Consider the following 13,736-nt stretch of genomic DNA (forward strand, 5'->3'; position numbering starts at 1 on the left):
CGTCCTTAAGACCTCCGATATGAACCGCTTTCCTCTTTTTCTCGCCACCGCCCTGCCGCTGGCTCTGGGCCTGGCTGCCTGCTCCCAGCCCGCCGAAACCGCCAAAGCCTCCGCCGGCTTCACGCTTTCCGACACCATGCTGCGCGAAATCAAGATTGACACGGTGCGCGAGCAGCCCGTGCGCAACGAGCTGACGCTGTCGGGCCAGATTGCCACCGACGGCGACAAGACCGTGAAGGTGTACCCGCTGGTGGGCGGCGTGGTGGAGCAGCTTTCGGTGGAGCTCGGCGACCATGTCACCAAGGGCCAGGTGCTGGCCGTGATTAAGAGCGGGGAAATTGCCGACCTGCAAAACCAAAGCTCCGCCGCCGGCACCGACCTCGACATTGCCCGCAAAAACCTGCAGGTGGCCGAAGACCAGTTTGCCGCCGGCCTGAGCTCGGAGCGCGACGTGGTGCTGGCCCGCAAGGAGCTGCAAAAGGCCCGGGGCAACGTGGGCAAGAGCCGCAAGCAGCTGAGCGTCTACGGCGTGTCGGCCGACGGCACCTACGAACTGCGGGCCCCGATTTCGGGCTTTATCACCGAGAAAAACGTGACGGACCACATGCAGTTCAACGCCGACAACGTGGGCAACCTATTCACGGTCAGCAACCTCGACAACGTCTGGATTATGGCCAACGTGTTTGAGTCGGATATTGCCAAGATGCAGCAGGGCTACCACGCCGACGTGACCACCCTGAGCTACCCCGACAAGCTCTTCAGCGGCCGCATCGATAAGGTGTTCAACGTGCTTGACCCCGACAGCAAGGTGATGAAGGTGCGCGTGCGCCTCGAAAACCCGGGCTACCTGCTCAAGCCCGGCATGTACGCCCAGATCAAGGTGCGCAACACCGAGGACCGCGCCATGCTGGCCATTCCGGCCAAGAGCGTGGTGTTTGACAAGGACCGCAATTTCGTGATGGTGTTTCACGATAAAAGCCACATCCAGACCCGCGAGGTGAAGATTGACAAGACCGTGGGCGACGTGAGCTACGTGGCCGCGGGCCTCAAGGACGGCGAGAAAATCATTGCCCAGAACCAGCTGCTGGTCTACGACGAACTCAACGACTAGTTCCACCCTGCTTTCTTCTGATTCTACGGTCCCTCCCGCTCCCCGGAGCCGGTTGCCCGGCTCCGCATTGCCTTCCCTTTCGCCTCCGCGCTACCCGTTAAGCCGCAGCAAATGAATAAGTTCATCCAGGGCATCATCGCCTTTTCGCTTAAAAACAAAGGATTCATCTTTTTGATGACCCTGGCCACCATCATTGCCGGGGTGGTCAGCTACCGCAACACGCCCATCGAGGCCTTCCCCGACGTCACGAACACCGAAATTACCATCATCACCCAGCTGCCGGGCCGCTCGGCCGAGGAGATTGAGAAGTTCGTGACCGTGCCCATCGAAATTGCCCTGAACCCGGTCCAGAAAAAAACCAACGTGCGCAGCACCTCGCTGTTTGGCCTGTCGGTGGTGAAGGTGATTTTCGACGACGGAGTGGACGACGCCTTCGCCCGCCAGCAGGTCAACAACCTGCTCCGGGAGGTGGATTTGCCCGAGGGCGCCGACCCCGACGTGCAGCCGCCTTACGGCCCGACCGGCGAAATCTTCCGCTACACCCTGGAAAGCAAGGACCAGACCACCCGGGAGCTGAAAACCCTGCAGGACTGGGTGGTGGAGCGCAACCTGAAGGCCGTGCCCGGCGTGGCCGACGTGAACAGCTTCGGCGGCGAGGTGAAGGCCTACGAAATCAGCGTGAACCCGGGCAAGCTCCAGAACCTGGGCCTGACGCCCCTGGACCTCTACAACGCCATTTCGCGCTCCAACGTGAACGTGGGCGGCGACGTCATCACGGCCGGGCAGCAGAACTACGTGGTGCGCGGCATCGGCCTGCTCAACAACATCTCCGACCTCAACAACACGGTGGTCAAGAACGTGGGCGGGGCCCCGATTCTGGTCAAGGACGTGGCCATCGTGCACGAGTCGGCGCTGTCGCGCCTGGGCCGGGTGGGCCGCAACCGCAACGATGACATGGTGGAGGGCATCGTGGTGATGCGCAAGGGCGAGAATCCGTCCGAAGTTATTGCCCGCCTCAAGGATAAAGTCACGGAGCTCAACGAGAAAATCCTGCCCGCCGGCGTGCAGATCAAAACGTTCTACGACCGGCAACAGCTCATCGACTTCAGCACCGAAACCGTGATTCACAACCTGATGGAAGGTATTGTGCTGGTCACGCTCATCGTGTTTCTGTTCATGGCCGACTGGCGCACGACCATCATCGTGTCCATCATCATTCCGCTGGCCCTGCTGTTCGCCTTTATCTGCCTGCGCCTGAAGGGCATGTCGGCCAACCTGCTCAGCATGGGCGCCATCGACTTCGGCATCATCATCGACGGGGCCGTGGTGATGGTCGAGGGGCTGTTCGTGGCCCTCGACCATCGCGCCCACAAGGTCGGCATGGAGAAGTTCAACAAGCTGGCCAAGCTGGGCTTGATCAAAAAGAGCGGCCGGGAGATGGGCAAGGCCATTTTCTTCGCCAAGGCCATCATCATCACGGCTCTGCTGCCCATCTTCTCCTTCGAGAAGGTCGAGGGCAAGGTGTTCAGCCCCCTGGCCTGGACCCTGGGCTTCGCCCTGCTCGGGGCCCTGATTTTCACCCTGACGCTGGTGCCGGTGCTGGCCTCGCTGCTGCTCAACAAGAACGTGCGGGAGAAAGACAACTTCTTCGTGCGGGCCATCAACAGCGGCGCCCAGCGCTTTTTCCGCTTCACCTACGGCCGCAAGAAAATCAGTTTGCTGCTGGCCTCGGCGGCGGTAGTGGTCGGGCTGGGCTCGTTTCACTTCCTGGGCTCGGAGTTTCTGCCCGAGCTCAACGAAGGCTCGATCTACGTGCGGGCCCAGCTGCCGCTGAGCATTTCCCTCGACGAGTCGAACAAGCTCTGCAACGAGATGCGCCGGGTGTTTCTGACCTTCCCCGAGGTCGGCGACGTGGTCAGCCAGACCGGCCGCCCCAACGACGGCACCGACCCGACGGGCTTCTACAACAACGAGTTTCTGGTCCAGCTCAAGCACACGCCCGAGGTCAACAAGGAAATGAAGAGCAAGGCCAACCGCGAGGCCCTCATTGAGCACATGAAGGAGAAACTGGCCCGCTTCCCCGGCGTCGACTTCAACTTCTCCCAGCCCATCACCGACAACGTGGAGGAAGCCGCCTCGGGCGTGAAAGGCTCCATTGCCGTTAAGATCTACGGCACCGACCTCAAACTTATGGAAAGCAAGGCCCGCCAGGTCTACGGCATCCTCAAGAATATCAAGGGCATCGATGATCTGGGCGCGCTGCGCAACATCGGCCAGCCCGAGCTCCAGGTCAGCCTCGACGAGGGCCGCATGGCCAGCTACGGCATCAGCAAGGCCGACGCCAACGCCGTGCTCGAGCTGGCCGTGGGCGGCAAGCAGGCCTCCCAGCTATACGAAGGGGAGCGAAAATTCCCGATCCGGGTGCGCTACCAGGAGCAGTTCCGGCAGACGCCCGAGGAAATCGGGGCCCTGATGGTGCCCACTCAGGATGGCAAAACGGTGCCCATGTCCGAAATTGCCACCATCGGCATGGTCACAGGCCCTTCGCTCATCTACCGCGACGACAACCAGCGCTTTGCCGCCGTCAAGTTCAGCATTCGGGGCCGCGACATGGGCTCCACCATCGAGGAAGCCCAGAAGAAGGTGGCCGCCGCCGTGCAACTGCCCAAGGGCTACACCCTCAAGTGGACCGGTGACTTCGAAAATCAGCGCCGCGCCACCCAGCGCCTGACCCAGGTGGTGCCCATCTCGCTGGCCCTGATTTTCTTTATTCTATTTGTGCTCTTCGGCAACCTCAAGGACGCGGGCCTGGTGCTCATCAACGTGCCGTTTGCCATCATCGGCGGCGTGGCGGCCCTGCTCATCACCCACACCAACTTCAGCATCTCGGCCGGCATCGGCTTCATTGCCCTCTTCGGCATCTGCATCCAGAACGGCGTGATTTTGATATCGGTCTTCAAGCAGAACCTGGTCCGCAAGCTTAGCCTCGACCGCAGCATCTTCGACGGGGTCACGAGCCGGGTGCGGCCCGTGGTCATGACGGCCCTGATGGCCACCATCGGGCTGCTGCCGGCCGCGCTGAGTACGGGCATCGGCTCCGAAACCAGCAAGCCCCTGGCCATCGTGGTCATCGGCGGCCTGATTACCGGCACGGTGCTCACGCTGTTCATCTTCCCGCTGATTTTCGAACGGTTCTACCGCGCCGAGCACACCCACTACGGCAACGACCCCGAGCTTCACACCGAACAGCGGGAGCTGGAAATGGCCCATTAACCTTCCCTATTCCCGACAAAAAAGCCCGGCGCAGTGCCGGGCTTTTTTTGAAAAGGACTTACAACTGAAGTTTCAACAGCGAGTTACTTGGGATGTACCAAACAATGTAGAGCCGCAACCTTGGGGCTCTGCGTCCGCGCCGTCAGGAAGTCGTTCGAGCATTTTCGTCCAACGATTGAGACGCAATTATGCGTCTCTACGGCATCATATCAGGCTGTTAGCGGCTCGACCGATTATGGCACCAGCACGCCGTTGGCCCGCAGCACGTTGCTGAAAAACAGCAGGTGGTAGGGCAGCGCGTTTTGCCAGTACTCCCAGGTGTGGGCCCCGGGCCGCTCGGCGTAGTCGTGGGGCGTGTGGTTGTAGACGAGGCGGCGGTGCAGCTCCCGGTTGATGTCAATCAGGCCGTCGTCCACGCCGCAGTCGATGATGAGGGGCAAGCCGTTGGCGCGCAGCTTGTCGGCCATCATCATCACCGAGTTGGCGGCGTAGAGCTGCGGATTGGCCTCCTCGGTGCCCAGAATGGGGGCGAAGATGTTTTGCCGAAACTTCACTTCCTCGGGGGTAAGCCGGCGGTTGGCCGTCGACAAATCCAGGGCCCCGCTCATGCTGCCGGCGGCGGCAAATAGCTCCGGATGCCGCCCCGACAAATACAGCGCGCCGTGCCCGCCCATCGACAGGCCCGAAATAACCCGGCCCTCGCGGCGGCGCACCGTGCGGTAGGTGGCGTCAATCTTCCCGATAACATCCTGGGTAAGGTAGGTTTCAAACTGGCTGCCCTTGTCTATGGGGCTGTCGAGGTAGAAGCTGAACGTTTCCCCTTCCGGCAGCACAATAATCAGGTTGTACTGGTCGGCAAGCCGGTGCACCAGGCTTTTATCGGGCGTCTTGGCCAGCCAGTTGCTGAAGTGACCAAAGGCGCCGTGCAGCAGGTACAGCACCGGGTACGCGGCCTTCTTGTTTTTGGCGTAAGAATCGGGCAGTACCACGGCCGCCTTGTAGGTTTTCTGCATGGCCGGGCTGGCAATGGCCACCGTATCCACTCTGGCCGCCCAGGCCCCCGGGCCCGCGCACAGCAGAAGCAACACAATCAGAAGCAGGCGCGGAACGTTTTTCATGAGCAGCAACGGGGTTTAGTGGCCAACTAACGCCGCCCGGGTGGGCGGTCCGCGAAGGTAGAAATTCCCGGCAGTGGTCCGCAAACGGCCGGCAGGGCAAGCTGGCGTTGGCGGCAGTCGATATCCGAGCAGGTTTTCCTATATTCAACTACTGCTCTGATTCCCTCACTCTTCCCTCCTATGGCTGCCTCTACTCACCTGCACGAAGCCTGGCCGGCCCTGCCGCTGGCCGAATGGCAAGACACCCGCTCGACCCTGCACCTGTGGACGCAGATGGTGGGCAAAATCCGGCTGGCCTGCGTGCCGCTGGTCAACCATTGGTGGAATGTGCCGCTCTACGTCACGGCCCGGGGCCTGACCACGACGGCCATGCCCTACGAGGCCCGCAGCTTCCAGATTGACTTCGACTTCATCGACCACCAGCTGCTGATTCAGTGCAGCGACGGGGCCCGGCGCACCCTGAAGCTGGAGCCCCGCAGCGTGGCCGACTTCTACCAGGAGCTTCTGCACCAGCTGGCCGAGTTGGGGCTGTACGTGAAAATCTGGAAGGTGCCGGTGGAAATCGACGACCCCATTCCCTTCGACCAGGACCACGAGCACGCCAGCTACGACCCGGAGTACGCCCACCGCTTCTGGCGGGCTTTGAGTCAGGCCGGCCGGGTGTTGGAGGTTTTTCGGGGCCGCTTTCTGGGCAAATGCAGCCCGGTTCATTTCTTCTGGGGCAGCTTCGATCTGGCCGTCACCCGCTTCTCGGGCCGCCGCGCACCGGCCCGGGACGGCGCCGACCGTATCACGAGGGAAGCCTATTCCCACGAAGTTATCAGCCACGGCTTCTGGCCGGGCGTCGGGGACCAGGATGCCGCTTTCTACGCTTACGCGGCCCCCAGCCCCCAGGGCCTGGCCGGTTTTCACGTGCACCCCAAGGAAGCCTACTTCAACGACGCGCTGGGCGAATTTCTGCTGCCCTACGAGGCCGTCCGGACCGCAGCCAACCCCGACCACAAGCTGCTTTCCTTTTTGCAGAGCACCTACGAAGCCGGCGCCATGCTGGCCCGTTGGGACCGGACGGCGCTGGAGCGACTGGAGTAACTGAGTTTGGGTTGCGGCCGGCAAAAATCGGGGCAAAAAGATACTCCTAGTACCGTAACCCTGGGTTAGTTGTCTTCGTAAAAGATAAGTTTTCCCGGAAAAGTCGAACTTAAAAGCAGCGGCTTGCGTCACAAGGAATGCGCAAGACCATTCTGCTTGGGTCGGCCGTGCTACTGAGCGCCGCCACCCGCACCTTGGCCCAGACGGAAATCATTGATTACAAAGAGTCAACTTTCGTTCGCCAGGTTCGTCCCGACCGCTCGGGGCAAACCATCACCACCAACATGCTGTACCCCGGGCAATTTCAGCTCGACGCGGACCTGCACCACTACTACCCCTTCAGCAGCACCGGGTCCTTAAACCGGCCGGTTTCGACCGGCGTGCTGCGCATCGGCTTCTTCAACGACATCGAGCTGCGCGTGGCCCAGAGCTACGTGACGCCCCTGGCCCGGCCCGGGGCCTCGAGCGAAACGCCCGGCGCCGTGGTCACCCCCACCGGCTTCGCCCCCCTGACCGTGGGGGCTAAGTTTCTGGCTTCCACCACCCAGAATGCCCGCTCGCAGGTGATAGTGCTGGCCGAAATGACCATGCGCAATGGCGACAAATCCTTTCAGGACAAGACTCTGGAGCCCGGCGGCCGCCTGCTCGTGTCCCAGGTTATCGGGGAGCGGTACCGGCTCGAATCCAACCTGGGTTTCCGGCAGCGGGGCTTCCGCGCCGCCGATACCAAGGTGGGCCAATACCTGGGTACGTTGGCCCTGCACGGCCCTCTGGGTGGGCGGTTCAACTTCTTCGCCGAGGGCTACACCACCTGGCGGCAGCAGCAGAAGCTGGCGCCGGGCCTGACTACTGGCGTTTCCTGGCGGCCCTACCCGGGCCTGCGCTTCGACCTCACGGCGGGGCAGGCCCTGTCCGGCGCCGCCCGGCAGGGGTTCACCGTGGGCGGCGGCCTGAGCTTACGAATGCCGCTGCACTAGCCCCGTCTTCCTATCCCATAGTTCTGACAGCCGGCGTTTTTCGTCCGGCTGTTTTTTTGTTTAAATCCTTTTATTATATTTGTTCAATAATAAATGTTAAAAAACCGCGACATGAAGAAATTATACTTTCTGCTTCTCGCTTTGCTCTTCATGGTTGCGACGCACTATAGCTGGGCCCAGTCGGCCGATATGCCGCGGCACGGCACTTCCCTGACCGGCCTCAACGACCCCGAACCGGCCAATCCACGCTACCTCAACGCCGGGGTGCTGGCCCAGCTCCAGCACGAGCAGCTGCCTCCGCCGGTCGATACGCTGCTGGAGGAACCAACTTCTCCGTCTGCCACGCCTCCTTCCCCGCCCGCCCCCGCTCTGCCCGGCATTAATTCGTCGTTGCGTAAGCAATAAGGCCGCGGCCACCGCGCCCTGGCAGCCACGAAAAAGCCCCGGTATCGTTGTGATGCCGGGGCTTTTTCGTGCTCGGAATGGCAGGGCTACGGCCGCTTTACCACGGCTTCGGGAGCAATGCGCGTCGGCGTCTGGGCACCCGAAATGATGCCGGTGGCACTGCGCGCAATGGCGGTAATGACGGCCGTCATGTTGGCCACGTCCAGGCTTTCCACCTCGTCGTCAACGGTGTGGTAGCGTTTATCGGTCGGAATCTGGTCGGTGCTGATGGTGTGGGCCGGCACGCCCAGCCGGGCCAGGGTGGCATTATCGGAGCGGTAAAACAGGTTCTGTTCGGGGTACGGGTCGGGCTCGAAGCGGAACGGGGAACCGGCTAAGTTCTGCTGGAGCAGCTTGCCGAAGTCGGACTTGTCGAAGCCAGTGATGAAGGCCGTGTTGGGCCCGAACTTGGCTTGCTTACCAATCATTTCGATGTTGAACATGGCCGCTACCCGCTGGGGGTCGAGCTGCTTGGAGAAGTACTGGGCGCCGTAGCCCCCGATTTCCTCGCCCGTGAAGGCCACGAACACCAGCGTGCGGGCATTGTCGTTTTTCTTCCTGAAGTGCTCCGCCAGCGCCACTACGGCCGTGGTACCGCTGGCATCGTCGTCGGCGCCGTTGGCAATGGAGTCGCCGGCCACGGGCGGCAGGAAGCCCAGGTGGTCGTAGTGGGCCGAGAAAACGACCAGCTCCTCGGCTCGGGCTTTGTCGTGGCCGGGCAGCACGCCCACCACGTTGCGTAGCTCCAGGGGCCGCACGGCCGTGTTGGCCGCTACCCGAAACTTGATGGCCGCGTTGGGTGTGGTCGTCAGCACCACCACGCAGGAATACGGCCCGGGCTTGTCGGCGTGCAGGGTGGTCCCGCGCAGGCGCCTGGCCAGGCGCTCAAACTCCGGGGCGTGGGCTGGGTCCAGAATCACAATCAGATTTTCCTTGGGCTGCAAAATCTGGCCAAACAGCTGCGGAGGCAGGGCCTGCTCCCCAATGACCATCACCCGGGCGGCGGGGTCGTCATCGTCGGACCAGTTCAGCTTGGGCTCCCCCGACACCAGCAGAGCCTTATCATGGGGCACGTTGACGCCGTTGATAGTCACGTACAGGGCCGCCGTGCGGGTTTCGTAGGCGGGAAAGGTCTGCTCGTAGGTGGTCAGGCCCGGCAGCATGGCCAGCTCCAGGCGCCGGAACTCGGCCGCCAGAAACTGCGCGGCTTTCAGGCCCCCGGGCTGGGTGGTGGCGCGGCCCTGCATGTCGTCGGCGGCCAGGGCGCGCACCACTCTATCAACAGTGGCGGTGGCAATGGGGGAAGCAACAGGGGCGGCAACAGGTTTTTTTTGGGCGAGCAGCGCGGTGGGAATAAGGCAGCTGCACAGCAGGGCGAATAGTACTCTTTGCATCTTGCAAAATAACTCTTTTGCAAGGTTTTGAGTAGAATTCGGGGCGCCAGGGCCGAAATTTTTGCCCTTGCGCCGTCGTCTTTCCGCCTAAAGCCTGCCACTCATGGTTCTTTCCCGCCTCCGTATTGCCGCGCTGCTGACAACCGGCCTAGCCGCCGCTTCCTGCCAGACCACGCCCCCCGCCACCTCCGCTCCGGCCACCACTACCACCCCGGCGCCGGCCACGACGCCCCCGGCACCGCTGCGCAACACGCGCTGGGTGCTGCGCCAACTCAACGGCCAGCCCGTACCGCCGCCGGCCGAAAGCCGGGAGCCCTACCTGCTGCTGCGCGAAACCGAGCTCCGGGCCGAGGGCAACGGCAGCTGCAACCGCTTCAGCGGCACGATTGAGCTGCCCGCCACTGGCCAGCTACGCTTCGGCCCCTTGCTTTCCACGCGTATGGCCTGCGTCGATCCGGCCGGCACCGTCACCGAAACCGGCTTTACCAGGGCCCTCGAAGCCACCCGCACCTACCAACTCAGCGGCGACACGCTGCGCCTGTTCGCAGACGCGGCCACCAGCCCGACTGCCGTGCTGCACGCAGTGTATCTGCGCTAGAGAGTTGCCAACGAAAAAGGCGTTGAACCGGGCCCTCTGGCCGGGCTCAACGCCTTTTTCATTCTGCTTTCCGCGGCTTAGCCCAGCGTCAGCACCAGGTCGTCAGCGTTGACCAGGGTGCCTTCCGGCAGCTGCAGGCTTTGCACGGTCGTGTCGTCGGGGGCGGTGATGGTGGTTTCCATCTTCATGGCCTCGATGATGAATAGCGGGGTGTTTTTCTTAACCGGCTGCCCATTCTGCACCAGCACCTTTGATAGCATGCCCTGGAGCGGGGCGCCCACCTGCCGGGGGTTGCCCTTGTCAATTTTCTGGTTGCGCACGGTCTTGACTTCCACCGACTTGTCGCGCACTTCCAGGTTGCGGGTCTGCCCGTTGAAGGAGAAGAACACGGTGCGGCAGCCGTCGCCGTTGACCTCGCCCACGGACCGCAGCTTAATAATCACTGACTTGCCGCGGGCAATGTCGATGATGGTTTCCTCGCCGGGCTTGAGGCCGTAGAAAAACACCCGGGTCGGCACCACCGACACGTCACCAAACTCCTGCAAATGCGCCCAGTACTGCTCGAATACCTTCGGGTAGAGCAGATAGCTGAGCAGGTCGGTGAACTTGCCCGGCGCCCCGAACTTGGCTTCAAACTCCTTCATCTCCTTCTTGAAGTCGATGGGCTTGAGGTGCTCGTTGGGCCGGTCGGTGAAGGGCTTTTCATCCTTGAGAATCAGCTTCTGCAGTTCCTTAGGCCAGCCGCCCTCGGGCTGCCCGATGTCGCCGCGGAACAAACTCTGCACCGACTCGGGAAAGCTCAGCGCGTGGCCCTTGTCGAGCACGTCGGCCGTGGTCAGGTTGTTGGTCACCAGAAACAAAGCCATGTCGCCGACCACTTTCGATGAAGGCGTCACTTTCACGATGTCACCGAACAGCTCGTTGACATCAGCGAAGGTCTTTTTCACCTGCTCGAACTTGTCGCCCAGGCCCAGCGCGGCGGCCTGGGGACGCAGGTTGGAGTACTGACCGCCGGGAATCTCGTGCTGGAACACCTCCGAGGTGCCCGCCTTGAGGCCCGACTCAAAGGGGTAGTAGTACTCGCGCACGGTTTCCCAGTAGTTGGAGAAATCGTTGAGGCTCTCCTGGTTGAACTCCCGGTGCCGGGGCGTGCCGCGAAACATTTCCACCACCGCGTTGAAGTTGGGCTGGGAAGTCAGGCCCGACAACGAGCCCATAGCCACGTCAATCACGTTCACGCCCGCTTCCACCGCCTTCAGGTAGGTAGCCGGCTGCAACGACGAGGTGTCGTGGGTGTGCAGGTGAATCGGAATCTTGACCGTCTCGCGCAGGGCCGTAATCAACTCGGTGGCGGCGTAGGGCTTGAGCAGGCCGGCCATGTCCTTGATGCACAAGATGTGGGCGCCGGCGTCTTCGACCTGCTTGGCCAGGCGCAGATAGTAGTCGAGGGAGTACTTCTGGTTGCGCTTGGGGTCCAGAATGTCGCCGGTGTAGCAGATGCTGGCCTCGGCGAGGCCCTTGGTTTTCTTGCGCACAAAGCTGATGCAGGACTCCATGCCCGGCAGCCAGTTCAGCGAGTCGAAGATGCGGAACACGTCGACGCCGGTTTCCCAGGCCTGCTGCACAAACCGCTCGGTCAGGTTATCCGGATACGCCTTGTAGCCCACGCCGTTGGCCCCGCGGATCAGCATCTGGAGCAGGATGTTGGGCACAGCTTCGCGGATTTTAGCCAGCCGTTCCCAGGGGTCTTCGTGCAGAAAGCGCAGGGCCACGTCGAAGGTCGCGCCGCCCCAGACTTCCATCGAAAACGTCTGCGGGTGCATTTTGGCGTAGCGCTCCGCCACCTTGAGCATGTCGAACGTGCGCATGCGCGTGGCCAGCAGGCTCTGGTGGGCGTCGCGGAAGGTGGTATCGGTGTAGTGGATAAGCGGGTCCTCGCGCAGCCACTGGGCAAAGCCTTCGGGGCCCAGCTCGGTGAGCTTGTTTTTGGTGCCGGGCTGATAGTCGGCGGCCGGGTCGAAGGTGGGCAGCTTGGGCTTGCGCAGCTCCCGCTTGGGGTCCACGAGGCCCTTCACGTCGGGGTTGCCATTCACGATAATGTCGCCCACGAAGCCCAGCACCTTGGAGCCGCGGTCCTGCCGGGGCTTGTAGCGGAACAGCTCGGGGTGGTCCTTGATAAAGTCCACGTTGGCGTGCCCGCTCACGAACTCGGGGTGGGCAATGATATTCTGCAGAAACTGGATGTTGGTGCGCACCCCGCGGATGCGGAACTCGTCCAGGGTCCGGGCCATCTTCGAGGCCGCCCCTTCCAGCGTGGGCGCGTGGGCCGACACCTTGACCAGCAGCGAATCAAAAAACGGCGAAATCTTGGCGCCCTGGTACACCGAGCCCTGGTCGAGGCGGATGCCGAAGCCCCCGGCCGAGCGGTAGGCCACGATGGTGCCATAGTCGGGCTTGAAGTCGTTTTCGGGGTCCTCGGTGGTAATGCGGCACTGAATGGCGTAACCCGTTTTCATCGGCTTGCCGCCCACTTCCAGCCCAATTTCAGGGTCGGAGAGCCGGTAGCCGTCGGCAATGTAGAGCTGGGTTTTGATCAGGTCGATGCCGGTTATCATCTCCGTCACGGTGTGCTCCACCTGAATGCGCGGGTTCACCTCAATGAAGTAGATGCGGTCCAGCTCGGGGTTCACCAGGAATTCGACCGTGCCCACGTTGTTGTAGTTCACGGCCCGGCAGATGCGCAGGGCATACTCGTAGAGCAGGTGGCGCTGGTGGTCGGCCAGATCGAGCGAGGGGGCCACCTCCACCACTTTCTGAAAGCGGCGCTGCACCGAGCAGTCCCGCTCGTAGAGGTGGACGATGTTGCCGTAGGTATCAGCCACAATCTGCACTTCGATGTGCTTGGGCCGCTCCACATACTTTTCCAGGAACACGGTGTCGTCGCCGAAGGCTTTCAGGGCCTCGTTGCGGGCCTCGAAGAAGCCCCGCTCCAACTGCTCGTCGTCCCGAATCACGCGCATGCCCCGGCCGCCGCCGCCGGAGGCCGCCTTGAGCATCACCGGATAGCCGATGCGGTTGGCCTCGCGCTGGGCCGTTTCGAAGTCGTTGAGGTCGTCCTGGCTGCTTTCGATGATGGGCACCTGGCACTGCACGGCCACTTTCTTGGCCGCCACCTTGTCGCCAAGGGCCTCCATCACTTCGGGGCGCGGGCCCACGAAGCGGATGCCTTCGTCCCCGCAGCGCCGGGCCAGGGTGGCATTTTCGGAGAGAAAGCCGTAGCCAGGGTGAATGGCGTCCACGCCGTTTTCCTTGGCCACCCGCAGAATGCCCTCAATGTCGAGGTAGGGCTTGAGCGGGTCGTCGTCGCGCCCGATCTGGTAGGCCTCGTCGGCCTTGTAGCGGTGCAGGGAGTAGCGGTCCTCGTAGGTGTAGATGGCCACGGTCGGGATGCCTAGCTCGGTGGCGGCGCGCAGCACGCGGATGGCAATTTCGCCGCGGTTGGCGACCAGCAGTTTACGAATGTTCATAGCGCGAAAAGAGCGGTTTGGCGTGGAGGTGACGTTCAGGACCGAAAGCTAGGCAAAAGGACGGCAAGGGCGCGAATCAAACAGCGAATTTTTGCTAACAGCAATTATTCGCATAGTTGCTATTCTTCAAAAACGGGATTTAGGTTACAATATATAAACCTTGGCTGCGCAGCCTAGTTGTCAGCTCGTACCTCGACTGTAGCTC

Annotated in this window: 9 protein-coding genes; 6 read left to right on the forward strand and 3 right to left on the reverse strand. The window is 62.2% G+C overall.

The annotated features are described in order from the left end of the window. Positions 1 to 19: 19 nt before the first annotated feature. Together EWM57_RS04480 and EWM57_RS04485 are read left to right on the forward strand one after the other, a co-directional pair. On the forward strand, positions 20 to 1,111 hold the full coding sequence (locus tag EWM57_RS04480; RefSeq protein ID WP_129919935.1) for an efflux RND transporter periplasmic adaptor subunit: 1,092 nt from the start codon (positions 20 to 22) through the stop codon (positions 1,109 to 1,111). 111 nt (positions 1,112 to 1,222) lie between these two features. Next, positions 1,223 to 4,384, forward strand: coding sequence for an efflux RND transporter permease subunit (locus EWM57_RS04485; RefSeq protein WP_129919936.1), 3,162 nt, complete (start codon positions 1,223 to 1,225; stop codon positions 4,382 to 4,384). 233 nt (positions 4,385 to 4,617) lie between these two features. Here EWM57_RS04485 and EWM57_RS04490 read toward each other — a convergent pair whose 3' ends face one another. Next, positions 4,618 to 5,502 (reverse strand): alpha/beta hydrolase, encoded by an 885-nt coding sequence (locus EWM57_RS04490; protein WP_129919937.1) that lies wholly within the window; start codon positions 5,500 to 5,502, stop codon positions 4,618 to 4,620. A gap of 180 nt (positions 5,503 to 5,682) precedes the next feature. On the opposite strand from EWM57_RS04490, the gene EWM57_RS04495 reads away from it, so the two are divergent. The 3 genes from EWM57_RS04495 to EWM57_RS04505 all read left to right on the forward strand — a co-directional run bounded on the left by EWM57_RS04495 (position 5,683) and on the right by EWM57_RS04505 (position 7,973). After that, positions 5,683 to 6,591: a DUF5996 family protein gene (locus tag EWM57_RS04495; protein ID WP_129919938.1), complete on the forward strand. Its 909-nt coding sequence runs from the start codon at positions 5,683 to 5,685 to the stop codon at positions 6,589 to 6,591. Between the two features lie 137 nt (positions 6,592 to 6,728). After that, complete coding sequence (locus EWM57_RS04500) at positions 6,729 to 7,568, forward strand: transporter (protein ID WP_129919939.1); 840 nt, start codon at positions 6,729 to 6,731, stop codon at positions 7,566 to 7,568. Positions 7,569 to 7,661: 93 nt separating this feature from the next. Next, a complete protein-coding gene (locus EWM57_RS04505; protein ID WP_165370412.1) occupies positions 7,662 to 7,973 on the forward strand; it encodes a hypothetical protein in 312 nt (103 codons plus the stop codon). An 86-nt stretch (positions 7,974 to 8,059) separates the two neighbouring features. Here the strand turns inward: EWM57_RS04505 and EWM57_RS04510 are convergent, their stop codons facing one another. After that, complete coding sequence (locus tag EWM57_RS04510) at positions 8,060 to 9,406, reverse strand: M20/M25/M40 family metallo-hydrolase (RefSeq protein ID WP_129919941.1); 1,347 nt, start codon at positions 9,404 to 9,406, stop codon at positions 8,060 to 8,062. A gap of 103 nt (positions 9,407 to 9,509) precedes the next feature. On the opposite strand from EWM57_RS04510, the gene EWM57_RS04515 reads away from it, so the two are divergent. Next, complete coding sequence (locus EWM57_RS04515) at positions 9,510 to 10,004, forward strand: META domain-containing protein (RefSeq protein ID WP_129919942.1); 495 nt, start codon at positions 9,510 to 9,512, stop codon at positions 10,002 to 10,004. 77 nt (positions 10,005 to 10,081) lie between these two features. Here the strand turns inward: EWM57_RS04515 and EWM57_RS04520 are convergent, their stop codons facing one another. Beyond that, positions 10,082 to 13,531, reverse strand: a complete 3,450-nt coding sequence (locus EWM57_RS04520; protein ID WP_129919943.1) for a pyruvate carboxylase — start codon at positions 13,529 to 13,531, stop codon at positions 10,082 to 10,084. Between the last annotated feature and the right edge of the window lie 205 nt (positions 13,532 to 13,736).

Origin of the sequence: Hymenobacter persicinus (genome assembly GCF_004167665.1) — a bacterium.
In the GTDB taxonomy this organism is placed as follows: domain Bacteria; phylum Bacteroidota; class Bacteroidia; order Cytophagales; family Hymenobacteraceae; genus Hymenobacter; species Hymenobacter persicinus.